This window comes from Kitasatospora sp. NPDC059827 (genome assembly GCF_042731675.1).
Lineage (GTDB): Bacteria > Actinomycetota > Actinomycetes > Streptomycetales > Streptomycetaceae > Kitasatospora.
Window position 1 is genome coordinate 1 of record NZ_JBHWIV010000116.1, and the last position, 22,566, is coordinate 22,566.

The window sequence follows — 22,566 nt, forward strand, 5'->3', positions numbered from 1 at the left end:
CGCCCGATGTCGCCAAGGTGACCATCAGCTACGGCGACGACCCGACGCAGTACCCGGCCGTCATGGCGGACGGCGCGTTCGTCCACGCGGCCGCCATCACCGCCGGCCCCGACCCGAAGGCCTTCCCCCCGGACGCCTACGTCCACGCCTACAACGCGGACGGCAAGGAGATCTACAACCAGAAGACCCAGCCCAACACCAACGACTCCCGCCGGTAGGCGCCGTCGACCAGGGCCTGTCGACGACGACCTCCACGTGACTCCCCGCCGCAGGGCCGACGATGGCGGGCCCTGCGGCGGTCACGGGTCGTGTCATATCAGGTGGTGCGCCCGGAGATCGGCCACGTACTTGGTGATCAGGTCCGGTGACAGGTGGGGGATGTCGTTGCCGTCGTCGAGGGCCGCGGCCCGTACTGCCGCGCGGAACCGGTCCGCCGGCAGGGCGGATCCGGCGAGTGGCCGTTCCGGCTCGGTGAAGGCGTGCAGCAACGGGAGCAGCGAATGCCGGCGGCGGCGGTCGGGCAGGCCGCGCAGGGCGGACTCGAAGCGGTCGATCCACTCGGCGTGGTCCTGGACGCGTGTCAGGGGATGTCCGGCTGCCACCAGCCAGTCGACGACCGTGTCGAGGGAGATGCCGTCGTCGTGCGGGTTGACCACGTTGTACGTCCGGTAGCCCTCCCGTGCGTCGTCACCGGGACACGAGTGATCTCCTTGGCAGCCGGGAAAACCTGTGCAGGCGTGCGGTGCGGAGTGCCGGGGCACCTGGGTCGGCCGCGGGCTCACCGGTCCTCGGCCGCGCGAGCGTCAGCGGCTCCGTTGTCGTCGGCCGCTCCGTGGTCGTGGGTGAGCCGGACGATCGCGGCCGCGGCGCCACGAGCGCCGCCCGCGTCCCGGGCCTCGATCGCGTCGACGAGCCGCCGGTGCAGGCCGGCGTGCTCCTCGGCGTGGGCCGCGTCCCAGGACAGGCCTCCCAGGTGCGAGGTGAGCGCCGTGCCGAGGTGGTCGTAGACCTCGATCAGCAGGTCGTTCCCACTCGCCCGGACGACGGACCGGTGGAAGAGCGCGTCGACGTCGGTGGCCGCGGCCGCGTCCTCGCCCGCGACGGCCGCTTCGGCGTCGGCCAGCAGCTCCCGCAGCTGCCGCACCTGCTCCTCGCTGCGGCGCAGGGCCGCGGCGCCCGAGGCGAACTCCTCCAGGACGGTCCGCAGCTCCAGCACGTCGTCCCGCTTCGCGGAGCCCGCCCGCCGCACCATGACCGACTGGAGCTCGCTGGAGGAGCGGACGTAGGTGCCGTCACCTGCCCTGGGTTCCAGCAGGCCGAGGTGCACCAGGGCACCGATCGCCTCCCGCAGTGTGCTGCGGCCGACCCCGAGCTCCTCGATGAGGGCCTGCTCCGGCGGGATCCGCGTCCCGACCGGCCAGCCCCCTGCCTCGATGTGCGAGCGGAGGCTCGCCACGAGCTGGGCGGAGAGGCTGGCCGTCCGCCGTGGTGCGCTGATGGGTTTCATGGAAGCACCATATACAAACGTCAGACATTTGAACATTGTGTCTTCTGACCGGCACGTCCACACGTCGACAAGGCCTCCGACGTGGTGCAGCGCCGGGAGGCCCCGTCATGTCTCGGCGACCGGGAAACCAGGGTCCTATCGTGGACACATGGAGAACGGCACTGCGACCGAGCGGCACTGGACCTTCCTGACCAACCACGCCCGCGTCCTGGTCCAGATCGCCCGCGACCCCGGCATCCGCGTGCGCGACATCGCCTCCTGCTGCCTGCTCACCGAACGCGCCGTCCAGCGCATCATCACCGACCTGGAACAGGCCGGATACCTCAGCCACGAACGCCAGGGCCGCGCCAACCACTACAGCGTCACCGCGAGCAAGCAACTGCGTCACCCCGCCGACGCGGGCCCGACGGTCTCCGAGCTCCTCGCCACGCTCCTGCGCTCAACCGCCGACGGACACCGGGACCCGGCCCCCACCGCGCTGGAGTCACCCCGGACCTGAGGCCTTGCCGTGCACTCCTACCGCCGGGCAGCGGTCAGGGGGCCCGGGTGTCCGCCGCCGGCGGTGCGCTCACCTGGCCGCGCTCGGTCTCGTTGTGCTCCTTGGCCTCCTCGTGTCCCTTGGCCTCCTCGGCCTCCTCGGCCTTCGCCCGGACGTCCGCCGGCGTCGGCGCCGTGATGTTCCGCTGTTCCGCGGACCGCTCCCGCGTCTGCTCGTCGTTCGACATGGTTCATCTCCTCCTCTGCACGGTTCCTCCCCTCGACCCGGCGTCTCCCCGGGCGGCCGGGAGGCAAACGCGGTGAGCACGGACCTCCGGGAGGGACTGTCCTTCTCTTCGCCGACACGCGCACCTCGGCGTCACCCGGCGGGCAGCCGCAGCTCGCACCAGACCGTCTTGCCCGTCCCCGTCGGGCGCCACCCCCAGCGGAGTGAGAGCCGGTCCAGGAGGAACAGCCCGAGGCCTCCCTGGTCGCCCGCCCGGTGCGCCGACCGGGGCGACGGCGGCCGCGGACTGGCGTCGCCGACCTCGATCCGCAGCCGTCCACCGGCGCGGATCAGGAGCAGTGCCCGCGGTCTGCCGGTGTGCCGTACGGCGTTGCCGACGAGTTCCGAGACCAGCAGGACGGCGTCGGCCACCGCCCTCGGGTCGGCGGTGCCGGTCAGGAAGGCACTCGTGAAGGCGCGGGCCTCGGCAGCGGTGCCCGGTCGGGCCGAGAGCGGTAGCCACCGCGCCACCGAACGGGTCGGCGACGGCACCGGGGTAGCGGCCTCGGTCCCGTTCACGCGCGCGCACCTCCTTCGATGCGCCCGGCAGTCCCGCCGCGCGCACTCCTCGGAGACGTCCTGGCGGCGGATCCCCGCCACGACCTTCGCCGGGTCGCGCCTACCCGGCCCGGTGCTCCCCTAACGCTGCACGTCGAGGAACCGGCACCCGGAGGGCGAAGGCGCGGCCGACGGCCCCCGGGCCGGGCTACCCCACGGGCCGGGCTACTCCACCTGGACGGCGATCAGGCAGGTGTCGTCGTCGGTGTCGGCCGCGCTGAGCTCCAACAGGCGGTCGAGATAGCGCTCCAGGTCCGGGCCCGGGGCACCGGCGGCACGGATCAGCTCGTCGACGGACTCCTCCACCGGGCGGTCCCGGCGCTCCACCAGGCCGTCGGTGTAGAGCAGCAGGACGTCGCCCGGCGCCAGCCGCCCGGTCCGCTCCTCGTAGCGGGCTCCCTCCACGGCTCCGAGCAGCACACCCCGCGGCAGCGGGAGCACCTCGGCGCCGTCCGATCCGACCAGGACCGGCGGCAGGTGACCGGCCCGGGCCCAGCGCAGCTCGCCACTGCCCGGGTCCAGCAGCACGCACACGGCCGTGGCGGTGACCTGGCCGGGTTCGCGCAGGGCCACCGTGTTCACCCACTCCAGCAGTCGGGCCGGGCCGGCACCGGTGACGGCGAGGCCTCGCAGCGCGTGCCGCAGTGCGACCATGCCGGTGGCCGCGCCGACGCCGTGCCCGGCGACGTCCCCGACGGCCAGCAGTACCCGTTTGTCCGGCAGCGGCAGGACGTCGTACCAGTCGCCGCCGACGCGGTCGCGCTTGGCCGCGGGCCGGTAGCGCGCGGCGGCGCGCAGCCCGCTCGTACCCAGCGGGGGCGGGGCGGCGGGCAGGATGGCCTGCTGGAGCCGCAGCGCCAGTTGCTCGCGTTCGGCGGACTCCTGCTCGCTGTCGGCCAGGCGCTCCCGGGTGGCACCGAGCGCGACCTCCGTCCGGTGCTGGGCGGCCACGTCCTGGTAGGCGCCCCGGACGGCGGTCAGCCGACCGTCGTCGTCCAGGACCGGTTCCACGACCAGCCGGGTGTGTCGGTGGGTGCCGTCCGGCTGTGCCAGCCGGAAGACCGCTGCGGCGGTGCGGTGATGGCGGTGGACCAGGTCCAGCAGCCGCCGGACGGCCGGGGCGTCGTCGGGGTGGGTGCGCTCGGTGAGCCGGACCAGCGCGAGGGGATCGGCGTCCGCCGGCAGCCCGTACAGTTCGCGGAGCCCTTCGCTCCAGCGGATCCGGCCGTCGACGGTGCGCTCCTCGAACCCGGCCACCCTGGCGAGCCGCTGCGCCTGGTGCAGCAGGGCGGCCTGTTCGGTCGCTCCGGGCCGCCCCGCCTCCTGCTGCCACTCGACCAGCACCTTCCCGGCGAGCGGGACGACACCGAGCAGGACGGTGGCGGGGACGGCGAGTTCGTGGTCGCGGAAGACCAGCCGGACGCTCTCGCCCCGAAGCGGCGTACCGGTCTCGTGCACGCGTACCAGCCGTTCGAAGAGGCCGGTGGAGGACGCGACCGGATACGCCTCCAGCAGCGAGGCTCCCTCCAGCGCCTGTCGCGGACGGCCGAGCGGATCGCGGAAGCGGGCGTTGACGCGCAGCACCGTGAAGTCCGCCACCCGCCCGTCCCGGACCACGGGCTCCAGGAGGAGCGCGGGGGTGACCAGCCCGTCCAGGAGATCGGCCGAGTCCTCCGGGGGCACCGCGGAACCGGTGTCGGGGAGCAGGGTCGCGCACAGGTCGGCGATCGCGCGGAGCTCACGGCGCCGGGACGCGTCGAGTGCGGGGCCCGGGCTCGGCCACAGGACCTCCAGCACGCCCCGGCGGCGTCCGTGGTCGAGCAGCGGGAGGACCGCCCGTGCCGATCCGGCCCCCACCGACGGGTCCCGGGTGCCCGGGTCCCCGGGCCACAGGTCCGCGCCGTCCGCGATCACCCGCTGCGCGGGGGTGGGGACGCCCGGCGGGACGCGGCTCCAGGCTTCGGCCGCAGCGGCGGGGAGTCCGGCGTGCGCGGCGAGGGCGAGCACGCCGCCCGGCAGCCGCTGCCAGACGACGACGGCATGGAGGCCGAGCGACTCCCCCGACTGCTCCAGCACCGTGTCGGCGGCGTGTTGCAGGTCCGAGGCGGCGGCGAGCGCGGACGGACGGGACAGGGAGCCGAGCGGTGAACCGGGCCGCGAACCTGCCGCGGACCCTGCGGGGGTCTCGGGCCCGGCGTCGGGTGGTCCGGCGAGGTCGAGTGGTCCGGCGAGATCGGGCAGTCCGGCGACGTCGGCGGCCAGGGCCTCGATCGGCACGCCGGCCTCGTGGGCCAGCCGGGCGAGGTGGGCGGCGGCTTCGGCGGGCAGCACACCGAGACGTTCGGTCAGGATGCCGGTGGCGAGGTCGACGGCCGCTCGGCCACGGGCCTCGGAGTCGACCCGCCCGGCCGCGTCCTGGAGCCGTCGGACCGTCTCGGCGAGGGCTTCCGCTGTGACGGTGGCCGTGACTGCGGCTGCGGCTTCCGGTGACCGGCGCCCGACGGTCATGACCGGCCCAGCCAGTGCTCGATCCGGGCGAGCAGGCGGGCGGTGTCGACGGGCTTGGTGATGTGGTCGTCGGCGCCCGCGGTGAGGCTCTTGTCGCGGTCACCGGGCATGGCCTTGGCGGTGACGACGATGACCGGCAGGTGCGCGAAGCGCTCGTCGGCGCGGATGGCGGCGATCGCGGCGTAGCCGTCGAGGCCGGGCATCATGACGTCCATCAGGACGAGACCGGTGTCGGGGTGGCCGCGCAACAGGTCGAGTCCGGCCTTCCCGTCGGCGGCGTGCAGGACGGCCAGGCCGCGCTGTTCCAGGGCCTCGGCCAGGGCGAAGACGTTGCGGGCGTCGTCGTCGACGATCATGACCTTGCGCCCGGCGAGCGGATCGTCCGGGGGACGGGCCGGCGGTGTGACGGCGCGAGGCCGGGCCGGGCGGCGGCCACCGCCACCACCACCGTTGCCACCGCCACCGCCACCGCCGAGCAGCCGGATCACACGGTCGCGCAGGTCGTCCAGCCCCTGCGCGAGGTCGATGCCTCCGGGAGCTGCGTCGGACCGGCCGCCGTCCTCCTGGTAGCCGAGGACCGGCGTGCCGTCCGGAAGGGCGTCGAGCAGGGCGGGGGCGAGGTCGCCGGAGTGCGCCAGGTCGATGACGACGCAGCGGTGCACGCCTTCCGCCAGGGCGGCCCGGAGCACCGCCTCGGTGCCGGCGCCGGTCACCCGCACCGCCGGGTCCGGCTCGCCGATCAACGTCACGGCCGATCGGACGATCAGGGTGAGCAGCGCCGGCGGGTCCGGCTCGACCACCAGGATCCCCCGCGGACCCTCGGGGAACGAACCGTTCGGGTTCGGCCCGGTGGGGTTCGGCCCGCTGAGCGGGAGGTAGAGGGCGAAGCTGCTGCCCTCGCCGGTGGTGGAGGTGACGGTGAGGGTCCCGCCGAGCAGCCGGGCGAGTTCCCGGCTGATGGACAGGCCGAGGCCGGTGCCGCCGAAGCGGCGGCTGGTGGTGCCGTCGGCCTGCTGGAACGCGCCGAAGATGCTGTCGAGGTGCGCGGGGTCGATGCCGATCCCGGTGTCGTCGACGTGGAAGGCGACCGCCGCGCCCGTCTGCCCGAGTTCGGCGGGCAGGTCGGCTCCTTCGACGCGCTCGATCCGCAGCTCCACCCGGCCGGCGTCGGTGAACTTGACCGCGTTGGACATCAGGTTGCGCAGCACCTGGCGCAGCCTGGCCTGGTCGGTCAGCAGTTCCTTGGGCACCGCGTCGGCGACGGTGGCCTCGAAGCCCAGCCCCTTGTGGTCGGCCAGCGGGCGGAACGTGGACTCGACGTAGGTCAGCAGTTCGCGCACGGCGAAGGGTTCGGGGGTCAGTTCCATCTTGCCGGCCTCGACCTTGGAGAGGTCGAGGATGTCGTTGATGAGCTGGAGCAGGTCGGCGCCGGCGGAGTGGATGACGCCCGCGTACTCGACCTGCTTGGCGGTGAGGTTGCCGCCGGCGTTCTGGGCGAGCAGTTGGGCGAGGATGAGCAGGCTGTTCAGCGGGGTGCGCAGCTCGTGGCTCATGTTGGCCAGGAACTCGGACTTGTACGTCGAGCCGAGGCTCAACTGCCGGGCGCGTTCCTCCAGTTCCTGGCGGGCCTGCTCGATCTCCAGGTTCTTGGCCTCGATGTCGCGGTTGCGCTGGGCGAGCAGGGCGGCCTGCTCCTTCAACTCCGCGTTGGAGCGCCGAAGTTCCTCCTGTCCGGCTTGCAACTCCCTTGTCCGGGCCTGGAGTTCGACCGTGAGATGCTGGGACTCGGCGAGCAGTTCGTCGGTGCGGGCGTTGGCGAGCAGGGTGCCGATGTTGACGCCGCAGGACTCGGTGAACTGCTCCAGGAGGGCCCGGTGCACCGGGGTGAACGGGTGGAGGGACGCGAACTCCAGCACACCGAGCAGTCGTTCCTCCGCCGCGATCGGCAGGACGACCAGCGAGCGGGCGTCCATGGCGCCCACCCCGGAGCCGATGGTGGCGTAGCCGGGCGGCAGGTCGTCGACGGCGATGACGCGCCGGCTGCGCCCGGCCTGGCCGACCAGGGTTTCGCCGAGCTTCACGCGCTGGTCGGCGGGGGCGGCGGCCGCCCGGCCGTAGGTGCTGATCCGGGCGAGTTCCGTCCCTTCGCCGGTCTCCTCGGCGAGGTAGAAGGCGCCGTACTGGGCGCCGACCAGGGCGGTCAGTTCGTCGGTGATCATGTCGGCGACCGCCTGCACGTCCCGCTGCCCCTGGAGGGAGGTGGAGAGGCGGGCGAGGCTGGTCTTCAACCAGTCCTGTTCCTGGTTGGCCAGCGTGGTGTCGCGCAGGGACCCGACCATGGCGTTGATGTTGTCCTTGAGCTCGGCGACCTCGCCGGAGGCGTCCACGCTGATCGAGCGGGTGAGGTCACCGGCCGCGACGGCACTGGTGACCTCGGCGATCGCGCGGACCTGCCGGGTCAGGTTGCCGGCCAGTTCGTTGACGTTCTCGGTGAGGCGCTTCCACGTGCCGGAGACCCCGTCGACCTCGGCCTGCCCGCCGAGCCGCCCCTCGGTGCCGACCTCCCTGGCCACCCGGGTCACCTCGGAGGTCACCCGGGCCAGCTGCTCGGCCATCCCGTTGAAGACCGTCGCGATCTCACCGTGCACGCCGGGCAGGTCCTGGGTGAGCCGGGTACGGAAGTCCCCGTCGCGCACGGCCGTCAGCCCCGCGAGCAGCCGGCGCAACGCCCGTTCCGCCGGGTCCGCGGGCTGCACGTCGGGGTCCGGCCGCTCGTCCATGCGTCCCACCATCCGGATCGGTCACACCCCGGGCCCGGCGCCCCGCCTGGGCGTCCCGGCCCGAGGACGGCGGATGCCGCCCTGCTCCCACTGTCCCACCGAAGGCCGAAACGTGGCACGCGGGTCAGGTGTCACCCGCTCGAAGGCGGTCAGTGCGGCTGTCCCGGTGCGTCGGGCTCCTCGTCCCGCCAGCCGGGGGCGTCCTCGTTCTCCAGCTGTTCGCGCAGCCGGGCCAGGGTCGCGGTGAGCAGCCGGGAGACGTGCATCTGGGAGACGCCGATCCGTTCGGCGATCCGGGACTGGGTCCAGCCGTCCCAGAACCGCAGCTTGAGGACCGTCTGCTCCCGCTCGGGCAGTTCGGCGAGCAACGGCCGGACGGCGGTGCGGAAGTCGGCGAGGTCGATGCCGGGGTCGCAGCCGCCGAGGCGGTCGAGCAGCGCGCTGCCGGTCTCGTCGGTGTCCTGGTCACGCAGCGCGTCCAGGGAGTTGGGGCGGTAGACCTGGCCGGCCACCAGGCCCTCGGTCGCCTCCTCGACGGTCAGGTGCAGGTCCTCGGCGATCTCCTCCGGGTGCGGGAGGCGGCCGAGTTCCTGCTCCAGCCGGTCGGAGCCGCGGGTGACGGTCAGGTACAGCTCCTGCATGCTGCGCGGCACGCGGACGGGCCAGGAGGTGTCGCGGAAGAAGCGCTTGATCTCACCGGCGATGGTGGGGATGGCGTAGGTGATGAACTCGACGCCGCGCTGCGGGTCGTAGCCGTCGACGGCCTTGATCAGGCCGATCGTGCCGACCTGGAGGATGTCGTCCATGTCCTCGGGGCGGTGCCGGAAGCGGGCCGCGATGAAGCGCACCAGCGGCATGTTGAGTTCGATGACGGTGCCGCGGACGTAGCTGTACGTGCCGCTCTCCCGGGGCAGTTCGGCCAGGCGCCGGAACAGCGCGTCGCTGAGTTCGCGCGCCTCGGTCTTCCCCATCGTGCGCAGCTCGGCCTCGGTGGGTCGCGGCGGCGGGTCGGGGACGGGGCACGGGGGGCCGACCGGTCCCTGTCGGGCGTGAACGTGCTTGAGCGGAGTGGACACGGGGTTCTCCTGGGCATCGGGTGAGTGCCCGGTAACGCCGACGGGCCTGCGGCCCGCCCGGCGGGGCTTCTTCCCCCGGGGCCTGCGCCTGGCTGCTTCCAACGAGGCCCCGGAGGCACCTGGGTCGGTGTCGGCGAACGGCCGGTCGTGCTCGGCCGTCGCATGACTGTCCTACCCGACATACGACTTTCAAGTCATGTTTAGATCGGTTTATTACCTTTTGCCCGGGTGGACACCTGGGCGGCGGACGTGGTGGTCCAGCGGGGACGGCACCTCCAGCCACACCTGCTTCCCACCCTCCTCGGGCACACATCCCCAGGCCCCGGCCAGCCGGTCGACGACCCGCAGCCCGTGACCGCCCGGCCGCCCCGGCTCGGCGGCGGGACGCAGCCGCGGGGGCACCGGACTGGCGTCCGTGACCTCCACCCGCAGCCGGGCCCCGTCCCAGTGCAGCCGCAGTTCGCGAGGGCCTCCCGGGGCGTGGAGGCAGGCGTTGGTCACCAGCTCCGAGACCATCAGCAGGACGTCCTCGGTGACGGCCGACTGCTCGTCGTCGGCGGCGGGCAGCCAGTGCCAGGAGCGCAGCACGTCCCGGCTGAACTCACGGCTGCGCCGCACCGCGCCGTCGACTCCGGTGAACGCCATCCGCCTGGTGCGCTCACGGCCCGGCGACGGGCCCTGCCCGGGGAGGTCCATCACGCCCTCCTCACACCGGACCGGCCGGCGGGGCGGTGCCGGGCGCCTCCGGCGGGTCCGGCAGGTCCGGCGGGTCGGGCGGGTCCGGCGGGTCGGGCGGGTCCGGCAGGTCTGCCGATCCGAGCGCCGACCGGACGTCCGGGTGGATCCGCAGCACGCTGTCGGCTCCCGTGATGGCGAACAGCCGCGCCACCATCGGGCGCGGACCCGCGACGTCCAGGCGCAGCCCGGCCTGCTCCCGCTCGATGCGGGCACGCAGCAGGAGGTTGAGCCCGGTCGAGTCACAGAACCGCAGGTCCGCCAGGTCGACCACGACCCGGTCGATGCCGTCGCCCACCGGGCGGGCGAGCACGGCACGCAGTTCGCCCGCCGTGTCGTGGTCCAGTTCCCCCGCCACGCTGACGACCAGGACCGACCCCCGGCGGTCCGCCGTCACCCGCAGCTCGCCCCCGTCCCCCTCGGCCGTGGTGGAATCCTCGCCTGGCCGTGGCATGGCACGCTCCCTGACCGGTCGGGACGGCGATGCGCCGCCACGCCCATCATGCCGCGCGGCACCGCCGGCCGCGCGGACGACCGGAGCCCACGGGCTCGCCCCCGGTGTGGCCTGGCGTACCGCCCGCTCGTCGTCCATGCCCCGCGTCTGCCCGACCCCCTCGCGGCTACACGCACCGACGGACCGGAGGCCGGGGCGATCACCGGGGCAACGCCGGGTGATCCGGGTGTGAAGCCGGTCCGCACGGGCAGACGCAGCGCGGGGCGCAACCCGCCCCCGTACGAGAGGAGCGCACGCGATGGGTACCGAGAACAAGCTGCGCAACGCGGCGGAGAAGGCCCACGGCAAGGCCAAGGAAGCCGTCGGCAAGGCCACGGGCGACCGCGTCGTCGAGGCCGAGGGCCGCGGCGAGCAGATCAAGAGCGACCTCAAGCAGGCCGTCGAGAAGGTCAAGGACGCCGGGAAGCACTGACCCCCGGCACCCGGCACCCGACACCTGGCACCCGGCGGCCGCCCCGCGCGGCCGCCGGGCCGGTGCGCCGAGCACCGGGGTGTCAGATCCGGTAGGCGGCGACGTACCGGCCGGGGTCCTGGCGCAGGTCGCCGTGCCAGCGGTGGAGGCACTGTTCGGCGAAGGTGTGCCCGGTGGTGAGGATGTCGTCGAGCGGGTCCAGGTAGGTGAGCACGTGTGGGGGTTCGAGTCCGGCCGCGACGCGGGCGGCGAGGCCGGTGCGGGCGAGGCGCAGGAGTTCGGCGGCGAGGGGGCGGACAGGGGTGTCGCCGAGGCGGGTGTCCAGGCCGGCGGCGGGCAGTGCGGCGAGGGCCGCGTTGTGCTCCTGGAGAGTGTGGTGGCCGAGCAACTCCCAGGCTGCGATGCGGGATTCGCGATGGTAGGTCAGGCCGGTCCACAGCGCCGGGAGGGCGGGGATGTGCGGGTGGGGCGGGCCGTCGGCAGCGCGTAGTTCGAGGGTGCCGCGGACGCGGGTGTTCGTCCAGAGCTGGTTGAGGTGGCCGGCCCAGTGCGCGAGGGTGGCTGCGGATCCGTCGTCGAGGCCGTGGCGGAGGAGCTCGCCGAAGGGTCGGTCGGGCCCCGGGTGGTAGTGGCCGTCGGCGGTGCGGTAGTGGATGAGCGGGATGCCGAGGGCCCAGTCGATCACGTCGTCGACGGTGACGTCCGGCCGCAGTGCGGGTGGCAGGACGCCGTGCCGGCGCGGGTCCATGCGCAGCCAGGACCAGCAGCGATGGGACAGCAGGCCGTCCGAACGTCCCGCCTGCAGCGGGGAGTTGACGAGGAGGGCGGAGACGACGGGAGCGGCGGCCATCTGCATCCGCAGCTTCTCGGTGAAGTCTTCGGGCGCGAGGTGGTCCAGGGTGACCTGGGTGGAGAGCGAGTGGGCCATGACGTGCCCGGCCCGGTTGCCGTCGTCCCCGAGTCGGGCGAAGTAGGCCCGCATGAGGGCGCCGCGGGTCATCGGGACCCAGGTCGTGTCACCGAGGCGGTCGAAGGGCAGATTGCCGCCGGGCAGCAGGGCGAGGCCGAACCGGCCGACGAGTTCCGCGAGTTGTTCCAGGGCGGCGCGCAGGCCGTCCACCGCGGCGGCGAGGCTCGCGGCCGGGGGCGAGGAGTACTCGATCTGGCCGCCGTGTTCCAGGGTGAGCTGCCCGCCGTCGGGCAGGGTGATGCCGGTGAGCCGGCCGGTGTCCTCCTGCCGTTCGCCGCCCCACTGCTCCAGGGCCGCTTCGAGCACGGCCAGTACGCCGCGCTCGCCGTAGTAGGGGGTGGCCAGCCCGGTGTCCGGGTGGACCAGGCCGCACTCGACCTCGATGCCGACCAGTTCCCGCCGGTGGCGTGGGGGCAGGAAGAGCGAGCGCAGGTCGTCCCGGCTGAGCTCCCGCTCGCTCATGCCGCTCCGGCCCGCGTGGTGCTCCGGGTGTGCCCGACGCGGTCGAGCACCGCGATCACCGCGTCCAGCGCGGACCGGGCGGCGCCCTGGCACCAGGCGTGGGCGCCGGACAGGTGCTCACCGGCGAAGAAGACGCGGGGCCGGTCCGCCGGGTGCGGGGCACCGAGGACGCCGAGGTAGCGGGTGTGCTCGCCGGGGGTGAGGTGGGCGAAGGCGCCTCCGCCCATGCCGGTCTGCACGTCCCAGTTGCAGTGCACGATGTCGTCGACGTCCGCGGTGATGCCGGGGTGCAGCTTCTCCAGGCAGTCCAGCACCAGCGTGTCGCGGTCGGACGCCACGAGCGCGGCGAAGCGCCGGGCGTTGGCGCCCCACAGGTACGCGCCGACCAGCGCCGCCGGCTCCGCCGAGCGCCGCGGGTCGCGTGCGGCCCACCGGTGTACGGCGCTTCCGTCCACCCCGTCGACGACCTGCACCGCGTTGTCGGACGGGTACCAGCACTGCTGGATCGGCAGATCGGTGAAGCTGCCGCCGCCGTGGATGCCGTCCTCCAGTTCCCAGCGGCGGCGGGTCAGGTGGAGGACCGTCTTGATGCTGCTCGCGTAGCTGATGCCGCGGACGGCGTGGCGCTGGGCGTGCGGCAGTTCCGGGGTGACGGCGATCCGGTCGAGCGCGGGCGCCGGGACGCAGCACACCACGTAGTCGGCGTGGTCGAGCAGGCGGGCGCCGATCCGCCGTCCGCGGATCTGCACGCCGTCCGCGGTCAGCGCCAGCTCCTCGATCTGGGTGGAGAGTTGGAGCGTGCCGGGCCGCAGGGACCGGACGAAGGCGTGGACCAGGGCGTCCAGCCCGTCGACCAGCTCGACCTGTTCGCTGTGGAACAGGCCGAAGTAGTCGACCAGCACCTCCAACAGCGAGGACTGCTCGTAGTGGGCGAGGCCGCTGGCGTGCCCGAAGAGGTCCCAGGCGTCCTGGGACAGGTGCTCGTGGACGAACTGCCACAGCGACACCGAGGCCGCCCGCTCCAGCGCCGGGTCGTCCCAGTGGCCCTCCAGGGTGCGGCGCTGCTGGTCGACGGTGAGGGTGCGCCAGACCGAGCCGAGCAGGTGGTCCAGCACGGGCGTCGGCGCCTGTCGCTCGGCCGGGCGCAGCGCATAGACGGGAAACAGCGCCGCGACGTCCTGCACCCGCACCCGCCGGCCGCGCAGGTGGTAGTAGGCGCGCGGGTTGACGTTGACGAACGGGCGGGTCGCCAGCCCGAACCGGGAGAGGTAGTGCAGCACGCAGTGGTGGTTGCCCGGGATGCGCATGGCGCCCAGGTCCACGTGCGTGCCGTCCCAGAACCGGTGGGTGCGCACCCGCCCGCCCGGCCGGTTCGCCCGCTCGTAGACGACGACGTCGAACCCCCGGCGTTGCAGCTCGTGCGCGCACACCAGCCCGGCGACGCCCGACCCGACCACGGCGACCCGTGCCCGGCCGGCGGGGACCGGCGCCTTCAGCTCCTCCGGGAACGCGAAGCTCGTATCGAACATCGACACCACCAATCGGCCACGCCCCCTCGGCAAGCCTCGGGCAGGCGTTCTGCGCGGGCCACCGCGGGTCGCCGATTCGGGTGACCGCGATCGCGGTGCGTCATCACGACCGTCCACGACCTGGAGATCCCGGACGACGATCCCCCTCCAGACGCGAGCATTCCGCGGGAGTCCGGCCGCCAGGAGCCGAAGGGGCTGTCGGCGACGGCGGAACGGTCGGGACCGGGAGGCGCCGGGCACCGGCGGATTCGGTCCACCGACCCGGCCGACCTGCGGATTCCCGGGCATTGCCCGACCCGGACGCCGACGAACAAACCGGCTCTCCCCATGGCCAACTGACGCACAATCGTCGATCCCTGTTCTATTCGGGCATAAGGGACGATCAGTGTGCAGACTTTGCCGATTCGATATCCAATATGGTCTTCCGGCCCGAACGGCTCTGCGATCTTTGAGGAGCAGCAAACTCTTTACCGTCACTATTCACGGAGATAACTCTCTTGCCATCGAGGAAGCAGGCCTCGCCCGAGTTCGGGGGCGGGGCCTTCACCACGCGCAGACTGCGGCGAACAGCCGTCATAGCGGCGCTCGCGATGCTGGTCGAGACCGGGGTCGCGCTCGACGCGATGACGTCCGAGGCCTTCGCCGCGCCCGCCGGCGCCAAGGCGTCGGCCACCGCGTCGGCCACCGCAACGGTCAACGAGGCGCCGGACACCGCGTCGGCCACCGCAACGGTCAACGAGGCGCCGGACACCGCGTCGGCGCTGCTGGCGGCGCGGCTGAACGGCCACCGGATCGAGGTCACCGGGGCTCGGACCGCCACCACCACCCTCTGGGCCAACCCGGAGGGCACGCTGACCCAGGACGCCGCGACCGGACCGGTCCGGGTGAAGGTCGGCGAGGCCTGGGTCCCCGTCGACACGACGCTCGTCGAGACCGCGGACGGCAAGGTCGCCCCGAAGGTCCACCCGGAGGGCCTGACGTTCGCCGGCGGCGACGCCTCGGTGAAGACCGGTGACCCGGTCGTCCCCACCGCCCCAGCAGCAGCCCCAGCGGCCCCCGCCCCGGCCACCGCCACCGCCACCGCGGCCCCGGCCGCCACCCGCGCCGCCCGCGGCGAGGCCCGCCCGCCCGTCGGCGCGGCGACGCCCGGGGCCCAGCCGCCGCAGTCCACGCCGTTCGCGAAGCCCACCGAGCCGTCCGCCGCCGAGCCCGCCCCCACCGAGCCCGCCGAGCGCGAGCTGGTGAAGATCGGCAGCGGCGAGCAGCAGGTGCAGTTCGGCTGGCTCGGCCGGCTGCCCAAGCCGAAGCTGGAGGGCAGCAGGGCGACCTACGCCGACGCCCGCCCCGGCGTGGACCTCGTCCTGGAGGCCACCCGCACCGGCTTCGAGCAGTTCCTGATCGTCAAGGACCGCTCGGCCGTCTCGCAGGCCGGCACGATCACGCTGCCGATCGACACCAGCGGCCTGGACGCGGTCCGCACGGACGACGGCTCGATCGAGCTGACCGAGCGTCCGTCCGGCAAGGTCCGGGCGAAGATCCCCGCCCCGGTGATGTGGGACGCGAAGGTCGACCCGAACTCGCAGGAGCACGACCACCGTGCGCCGGTGGCCATGGAACTGCGCGGCTCCGGCTCCGACGCCGAGCTGGTCTTCACCCCGGAGGCGGGCTTCCTCACCGACCCGGCGACCAGCTACCCGGTGACGATCGATCCGGCGCTCACCGTCGGGCCGTCCTTCGACACCTTCGTCCAGCAGGGCTACGGCACCGACCAGTCCTCCTCGCCGGAGCTGAAACTCGGCAACAACGGCAGCGGCCAGGTCGCCCGGTCGTTCCTGCACTTCCCGGAGGGGCCGTACCACGGCAAGCACATCCTCTCGGCGAAGCTCAACCTCTACATGTTCCACTCGTGGTCCTGCGAGCCGTGGTCCTGGGAGGTCTGGGACACCGGCATGGCGTCCACCGCCACCCGCTGGACCAACCAGCCGGGCTGGAACAGGATGTGGGCCACCAGCAGCACCACCACCGGCAACGAGGCCGCAGGCTGCGGCAACGCCTGGGCCGGCCAGGACGTGACGAACCTGGTCACCGCGTGGTCGGACAACGGCTACACCAACAACGCCCTGGGCCTGCGCGCCTCCACCGAGACCAGCCCGTACTCCTGGAAGCGCTTCGACTCCGCCGAGGGCTCCAACCCGCCCTACCTGTCGGTCACGTACAACACGATCCCGACGGCCCCGCCGGCGGTGGACGTGTTCCCGGCCCGCCAGGGCAACCCCCGCTACACCTCCTCGGCCACGCCCACCTTCCAGGTGCTGGCCAGTGACCCCGACGGCGGCGGCCGGGTCGGCGCCGACTTCGACCTGTACCGCGCCGGCGTCTTCGTCAAGCGCGTCTACAAGGAGGTCCCGAACGGCAGTTACGCCCAGGTGAAGCCGGCCGACTTCGGGATCGCGAAGCTCGACGAGGGCGTCACCTACTCGATGGGCGCCCGCCTCTGGGACGGCACGGACAACTCCCCGTGGGCACCCAAGGACGTGGTCGTCGTCGCCGACACCACCAAGCCCGGCGCACCCTTCGTCACCTCGCCCGACTACCCGTCGGACGAGGCCTGGCACGGCGCCGCGGGCCAGGCCGGGCGCTTCACGCTGACCCCGCCGGCCGGCACCGACGACGTGGTCGGCTACCTCTACACCCTGGACGGCAAGGCGCCGACGACGGTGGACGCGACCGGGGCGACCACCGCCTCGATCACCCCGCCGGCCGACGGCACCCACGTCCTCAAGGTGCAGACGAAGGACCGGGCCGACAACCTCTCGGACCCGGCCGCCTACACCTTCCGGGTCGGCAAGGCGGGCGTGATCTCGCCGGTGGACGGCACCCAGGCCGCGAAGCGGGTCAAGCTCGCGGTCGACGCCCAGAGCCAGTTCACCCGGGTCACCTGGCAGTACCGCCGCGGCCCCGGTGCCGCCGAGTTCGACGTCCCGGCGGCCCACCTCGCCAAGGCCGACAACACGCCGGTCACCGGCGCCCGGCCGCGGCTGTCCGACCTCGGCGCCCACGCCAACTGGTCGGTGCTGGAGTCGCTCGGCCAGGTCGGCGGCGTCGTGCAGGTGCGCGCGCTGCTCTACACCGACAAGGACAGTGACCCCGTCTACCCGACGGCCTGGTCGACCTTCACCGCCGACCCCAACGCCGACGGCGCGGCCGGCACCCCGGTCGGGCCGGGCTCCGTCAACCTCCTGACCGGCGACTACTCGGTCGACGTCACGGACACCGACGAGTTCGGCATGGCCACCAAGCGCTCCTCCTCCTCGCGCGGCACCGACCGCGGCTGGCAGGAGCAGGGCGAGCGGCTGACCGCGAACCAGCAGCAGGTGTCCACCGACACCACCGGCTTCCTGGCGACCCCCGGCACCGCGCTGCGCGCCACCGACCGGGGCCAGGGCTCCTCGACCGACTCGCTCAAGGTGCTGCCGGACGCCAACAAGTCCGGTGACACCTACGCGCTGCTCGGCGGCTCGGGCGGGCTGCAGCTGGGCATGAGGCCCGGCCGCACCTACCGGGTCAAGGCCTGGGTCTACGTGCCGTCCTCGACCGGGCTGACCGCCGGGTACGACGACCGCGGCATGCGGATCGTGGTCGTCCACGGCAAGGCCGGGGCGCTCACCACGACCGTCTCGCGCAAGGCCCCGTACACCGACGCCTGGGCGGAGCTCACCACCGACGTCACGCTCGCCGCGGACGCCACCGAGGCGCAGGTCCGGCTCTACAACGGGCACTCGGACAACGCCGACAAGCCCGTCTACTTCGACGGCATGTCGGTGCGCGAGCTGGTCGCACCGTTCGGTCCGCAGTGGGCCGGCGGGGCGCAGGGCGAGGCGGCCGAGTTCGTCTCGCTCGCCTTCCCGAGCGCCGACGCCGCGGTGCTCAAGGCCACCGACGACACCTCGGTCACCTTCGCCCGGGCCCAGGACGGCACGCTCTCCCCCGAGCCCGGTGCCGAGCACCTCGGCCTCAAGGCGACCGGCGGTGCCTACACGCTGTCCGAACTGGACGGCTCCACCACGGTGTTCGCCCGCCAGGGCGACTCCGACGTGTACACCGTGCAGTCCTCCACCGGCCCGGACGCCGCGTCCACCACCCGGTACGTCTACGACTCCACCGACCGGCGCGCGCTGGTCAAGCGGGTGATCGCGCCCGTGGAGCCGGGCGTGGACGACGCCAACGGCTGCGCCGTGGACCCGCTGCCGCGCGGTTGCGAGGTCACCGACTACGACTACGCGACCGCCACGACGGCCGCCGCCGGTGCCCCCGGCGACTTCACCGACCGGGTGAAGGCGGTCCGGGTCTGGTCGTGGAACCCCGCGACCGCCAAGCAGGAGGCCGTCGAGGTCGCGCACTACCTGTACGACGACCGCGGCCGCCTCGTCCAGGTCTGGGACCCGCGCCTGGCCCAGCCGTTGAAGACGGCGTACGGCTACGACGACGCGGGCCGGGTCACCCGGATCTCCCCGGCCGGGGACCTGCCGTGGGACTTCGACTTCGGCAGGGCCGCGGCCGACCAGGACCCGGGCCGACTCCTCAAGGTCCGCCGCGCGGCCCTGGCGCAGGGCTCCAAGGACCAGGTCGTCGGCGAGACCGCGACGGCCGTCGTCTACGACGTGCCGCTGACCCGCGCGTCGGGCGGTCCGTACGACCTGGCGGGCGCGGACGTCGCCAGGTGGGCACAGACCGACGCGCCGACCGACGCCACCGCCGTGTTCGGCCCCGAGGACGACCCGGGCACCGGCACCGCCTCGGCCGCCAGGCCGGGACCGGACGGCTACCGGCCGGCCACCGTCCACTACCTCAACGCCTCCGGCAACGAGGTCAACACGGCCGGCCCGTCCATCACCCCCGGCGGTGACATCGACACCCAGGAGTACGACCGCTACGGCCACCCCGTCCGCACCCTGGAGGCGACCGACCGCGCGATCGCGCTCGGCACGCACCCGGAATCCGAGCGCTTCGTCGCGGAACTGGGCCTGCCGGCCGACTCCGCCTCCCGCGCCCGGCTGCTGGACCACCGGACGGTCTTCTCCCCGGACGGCCTCGACGTCGTCGACACGCTCGGCCCGGCCTACCGCGCCTCGCTCGCCGAGCAGGTCGAGGGCCAGAGCTCGCCCGCGACCTTCACGGCCGAGGGCGAGAGCCTGGTCCAGCTGGGCGCGACCGACCCGGTGCGGGTGCAGACGCTCGCGCAGTGCTGCGCGGGGGCCGGCTGGTCCGGCGGCGGACAGGTCTTCTTCGGCGCCAACGAGGTCGGGGACAACGCCTCCTTCCGGGTCTCGGTGCCCGAGGAGGGCGAGTACCAGCTCGGCGCGCTGCTGACGAAGGCGCCCGACTACGGCATCGTCCAGCTGTCGATCGACGGCCGGAACGTCGGCGGCACCTTCGACGGCTACGGCCCGAGCGTCACCAGCACCGCCTTCACGGCCGGGGGCACGGTCCGCCTCGCCCGCGGCGACCACGAGCTGCGGATCACCGTCACCGGGAAGAACCCGGCCGCCGTCGCGCCGTACTACCAGGCGGGTCTGGACCGGGTCACCCTGACCAAGACCACGCTCAACCCGACCCTCCCGGCCGGCACCCCGGTCGTCGCCCGGGACCACAACACCACCACCTACGACGAGGGCAGGCCCGACGGCCGGGCCTACCACCTGGTCACCACCGCCACCGACGGCGCCCGCATCGACGGCTACGCCGACGACGTCGAACTCCGCGTCACCAGGACCGGCTACGACGCGCCGATCGGCGGCACCCCCGGCTGGTCGGTGAAGGCCGCGACCTCGGTCACCACCGACGCGCTCGGCGCCAAGCTGACCGCGTACGTGAAGCACGACGCCGCCGGCCGAGCCGTCGAGTCCCGCAAGCCCGGCTCGACCGGGAACGACGCGGGCACCGTCAGGTCGGTGTTCTACACCGCCGGGGCCAACCCGGACGACGCCCTCTGCGGCAACCGTCCGGAGTGGGCCGGCAGCCCGTGCGCCACCCTGCCGGGCGGCGCGGTCACCGGGGCGGACCCGACCCGGATGCCGACGACGCTCCCGGTCAAGCGGGTCACCCGCTACTCGCCGTTCGGCGAACCGGAGGAGACCACCGAGACCAACGCCGGCAAGTCCCGCAGGACCGTCATCGGCTACGACGCCGCGGACCGGGTCGTCTCCACCGAGATCACCTCGGACGAGGGTCTGCCGCTGCCCCCGGTCACCACCGAGTACGACCCGGCGACGGGCGACGCGGTGCGGACCACGGCGGGCGGCAAGTCGCTCACCCGCGTCATGGACGCGCTGGGCCGCCTGGTCTCGTACACGGACGCCGACGGTGGCACCACCACCACGGAGTTCGACAGGTTCGGCAAGCCGGTGAAGGTGAGCGACCCGACCGGGTCCACCGCGTACACCTACGACCGCGCGAAGGAGCCGCGCGGCCTGGTCACCTCGGTCAACGACAGCGTCGCGGGCGAGTTCACCGCCGCCTACGGCCCGGACGGCCAACTGGTGGAGCAGACCTACCCCGGCGGGATCGTCCGCAAGGACAGCTTCAACGCCGTCGGCGAGGCCACCGGCCGTACCTACACCCGCAGTTCGGACAACGCCGTGGTCTGGGCCCAGACCAGCGACGTCTCCACCCAGGGCCAGGTGGCCAGGAACACCAGCTCCACCGCCACCCGCAGCTACGAGTACGACCGGCTCGGCCGCCTGGTGAAGGCCCGCCAGTCGACCACCACCAGCGGCTGCGTCACCCGCCAGTACGCGTTCGACGGCCACTCCAACCGGCTGTCGAAGACCACCCTGCCCTCGGCCCTCGACGGCACCTGCGGCACGACCGGGGCCGTCGCCGAGAACCACGCCTACGACAGCGCCGACCGGCTCACCGACGCGGGCTTCGCCTACGACGCCTTCGGGCGCACGGTGAAGACCGCGACCGGCTCCGCCAACACCTACTGGGCCAACGACAAGGCCGCCGCCCAGGAGAAGGGAGACACCAAGCAGCAGTGGGCCCTCGACGCCGCGCACCGCTTCACCGCGTTCACCACCGGCAAGAAGCAGGCCGACGGCACCTGGGCCAACGCCACGTCGAAGCTGAACCACTACGGCGACGACTCCGACGAGGTCCGCTGGACGGTCGAGGACACCACCCAGGGCACCGTCACCCGCAACGTCTCCGGCCCGGACTCCGACCTGGTCGCCACCACCGGCAGGTCCGGTGACGTCCAGCTCCAACTGACCGACCTGTTCGGCTCGGTGGTCCTCACCACGGACCCGGCGCTGACCAAGCCGGTGGTGCTGGACTTCGACGAGTTCGGCATCCCGCAGGACGGCCAGGCCGCCGTCCGCTACGGCTGGCTCGGCGGCAAGCAGCGCTCCGCCGAGGCCCAGGACGGCGACGTCCTCATGGGCGCACGCCTGTACAGCCCGGCCCTCGGCCGCTTCCTCCAGGTCGACCCGATGCCTGGCGGCAACGCGAGCCCGTACGACTACTGCACCGGCGACCCGGTCAACTGCACCGACCTCGACGGCAACTGGGGCATGCCCAAGTGGTTGAAGAAGACGGTGCACGTCGTCGCCAAGGTCGCCGAGGTGGCGTCGTACATCCCCGGCCCGATCGGCTCGGTGGCCGCCGGCATCTCGGCCGTCTCGTACGCGGCCACCGGTAACTGGCGCAAGGCCGCCGAAATGGGCGTCACCGCCGCGGCCGGCCTGGTCGGCGCCAACACCGCGGTGCGGGCCGGCTTCACCGCCGCCCGCGCGACCCGGGCCGCCAGCCGGACCAGGAGGTTCGCCTCCCGCGCCCGGTCCGTGTTCCGCCGTACCGGCTGCAACTCCTTCGCCCCCGACACCCCGGTGCTCATGGGCGACGGCGGACAGCTGCCGATCGGCGCGGTGCAGGTCGGCGACGAGGTGCTGTCCACCGACCCGGCCACCGGCGCGACCCGGCCCGAGCCGGTCCTGTCGGTCATCTACGGGTACGGCACGAAGCACCTGGTCGACATCGAGACCGCGGCGGACCGCGGTGCCGAAGCCGGTCGGGACACCGAGGCTCAGCAGGGCGGCCCGGCGGGTCAGGCGCTGCGCGCCACCGCCGAGCACCCGGTCTGGGTGCACGACCGGGGCTGGACCGACGCCGCCGAGGTGCGCGTCGGCGACGCCCTGGTCACCCCGGCCGGCACCCCGGTCACCGTCACCCGGGTGACCGACCTGGGTGAGGTCCCCGACCAGCTGGTCGTCAACCTCACCATCGGCGACCAGCACACCTACAGCGTCCGCTCCGGCGACGACTGGGTGGTCGCGCACAACCGGAACTCCTGCCAGATCGACCTGCCGCACATCCTCGGCGGGCACGGTGCGGGCAGCCGGATCGCTGGCAAGAGCCGCTTCCGCTCGCGTAACGTCAAGGAGGTCAAGTACCTCATCCACACCACCGTCAAGAAGGGCAAGAGCAGGCCCAACACGGGCGGCCGCGAAGGCCGGATCTACGAGCACGACTTCGGCCGGATCATCGGCCGGGACGGCAACGGCCGGCACACGACCCGTCTGCGCGTCGTGGTGAAGACCAAGCGGGGCAGGAGGACGGCCAGGACGGCCCACCCCTACTGACCCCGAACCCACTGACCTGAACCGGATCGCCGGGGGGCGCGCGGCCGCCCCCCGCGCTCCCCCGGGTGCCCCCGCCCCCCCGTGGGGACCGGCCCCACCCGGGAGGGTGAATG

General features: G+C 73.4%; 13 protein-coding genes and 2 pseudogenes. 4 read left to right on the forward strand and 11 right to left on the reverse strand.

Annotated features, from left to right (window positions below; genetic code table 11):
* Positions 1-218: pseudogene (locus ACFV8H_RS38040) on the forward strand (hypothetical protein); the annotation flags it as partial.
* A gap of 93 nt (positions 219-311) precedes the next feature.
* On the opposite strand, the gene ACFV8H_RS38045 reads toward ACFV8H_RS38040, so the two are convergent.
* Both ACFV8H_RS38045 and ACFV8H_RS38050 read right to left on the reverse strand, forming a co-directional pair.
* Entirely contained in the window at positions 312-656 is a 345-nt protein-coding gene (locus tag ACFV8H_RS38045) for a hypothetical protein (protein ID WP_380408882.1), read from the reverse strand.
* Positions 657-778: 122 nt separating this feature from the next.
* Complete coding sequence (locus ACFV8H_RS38050) at positions 779-1,507, reverse strand: FadR/GntR family transcriptional regulator (protein ID WP_380408884.1); 729 nt, start codon at positions 1,505-1,507, stop codon at positions 779-781.
* Between the two features lie 148 nt (positions 1,508-1,655).
* On the opposite strand from ACFV8H_RS38050, the gene ACFV8H_RS38055 reads away from it, so the two are divergent.
* Positions 1,656-2,006: a MarR family transcriptional regulator gene (locus ACFV8H_RS38055; RefSeq protein WP_380408886.1), complete on the forward strand. Its 351-nt coding sequence runs from the start codon at positions 1,656-1,658 to the stop codon at positions 2,004-2,006.
* 34 nt (positions 2,007-2,040) lie between these two features.
* On the opposite strand, the gene ACFV8H_RS38060 is transcribed toward ACFV8H_RS38055, so the two are convergent.
* The 7 genes and pseudogenes from ACFV8H_RS38060 to ACFV8H_RS38090 all read right to left on the reverse strand — a co-directional run bounded on the left by ACFV8H_RS38060 (position 2,041) and on the right by ACFV8H_RS38090 (position 10,381).
* Positions 2,041-2,232, reverse strand: coding sequence for a hypothetical protein (locus tag ACFV8H_RS38060; protein ID WP_380408888.1), 192 nt, complete (start codon positions 2,230-2,232; stop codon positions 2,041-2,043).
* A 131-nt stretch (positions 2,233-2,363) separates the two neighbouring features.
* Entirely contained in the window at positions 2,364-2,789 is a 426-nt protein-coding gene (locus ACFV8H_RS38065; RefSeq protein ID WP_380408890.1) for an ATP-binding protein, read from the reverse strand.
* Between the two features lie 204 nt (positions 2,790-2,993).
* Complete coding sequence (locus ACFV8H_RS38070; RefSeq protein WP_380408892.1) at positions 2,994-5,336, reverse strand: SpoIIE family protein phosphatase; 2,343 nt, start codon at positions 5,334-5,336, stop codon at positions 2,994-2,996.
* Positions 5,333-8,062, reverse strand: a pseudogene (locus ACFV8H_RS38075) (ATP-binding protein); the annotation flags it as partial. The gene ACFV8H_RS38070 and the pseudogene ACFV8H_RS38075, both read right to left, overlap by 4 nt.
* A gap of 203 nt (positions 8,063-8,265) precedes the next feature.
* Positions 8,266-9,192: a SigB/SigF/SigG family RNA polymerase sigma factor gene (locus ACFV8H_RS38080; RefSeq protein ID WP_380408894.1), complete on the reverse strand. Its 927-nt coding sequence runs from the start codon at positions 9,190-9,192 to the stop codon at positions 8,266-8,268.
* A gap of 213 nt (positions 9,193-9,405) precedes the next feature.
* Entirely contained in the window at positions 9,406-9,888 is a 483-nt protein-coding gene (locus ACFV8H_RS38085) for an ATP-binding protein (RefSeq protein WP_380408896.1), read from the reverse strand.
* 10 nt (positions 9,889-9,898) lie between these two features.
* On the reverse strand, positions 9,899-10,381 hold the full coding sequence (locus ACFV8H_RS38090; RefSeq protein WP_380408898.1) for an STAS domain-containing protein: 483 nt from the start codon (positions 10,379-10,381) through the stop codon (positions 9,899-9,901).
* A gap of 298 nt (positions 10,382-10,679) precedes the next feature.
* Between ACFV8H_RS38090 and ACFV8H_RS38095 the strand changes: the two genes are divergently transcribed.
* Positions 10,680-10,853: a CsbD family protein gene (locus ACFV8H_RS38095; RefSeq protein WP_380408900.1), complete on the forward strand. Its 174-nt coding sequence runs from the start codon at positions 10,680-10,682 to the stop codon at positions 10,851-10,853.
* Positions 10,854-10,935: 82 nt separating this feature from the next.
* Here ACFV8H_RS38095 and ACFV8H_RS38100 read toward each other — a convergent pair whose 3' ends face one another.
* Entirely contained in the window at positions 10,936-12,285 is a 1,350-nt protein-coding gene (locus ACFV8H_RS38100) for a glutamate-cysteine ligase family protein (RefSeq protein WP_380408902.1), read from the reverse strand.
* Complete coding sequence (locus ACFV8H_RS38105; protein ID WP_380408904.1) at positions 12,282-13,814, reverse strand: flavin monoamine oxidase family protein; 1,533 nt, start codon at positions 13,812-13,814, stop codon at positions 12,282-12,284. The genes ACFV8H_RS38100 and ACFV8H_RS38105 overlap by 4 nt, the downstream gene beginning before the upstream one ends.
* Positions 13,815-14,311: 497 nt before the next feature.
* On the opposite strand from ACFV8H_RS38105, the gene ACFV8H_RS38110 reads away from it, so the two are divergent.
* Positions 14,312-22,453 (forward strand): DNRLRE domain-containing protein, encoded by an 8,142-nt coding sequence (locus ACFV8H_RS38110; protein WP_380408906.1) that lies wholly within the window; start codon positions 14,312-14,314, stop codon positions 22,451-22,453.
* The last annotated feature ends 113 nt before the right edge of the window (positions 22,454-22,566 follow it).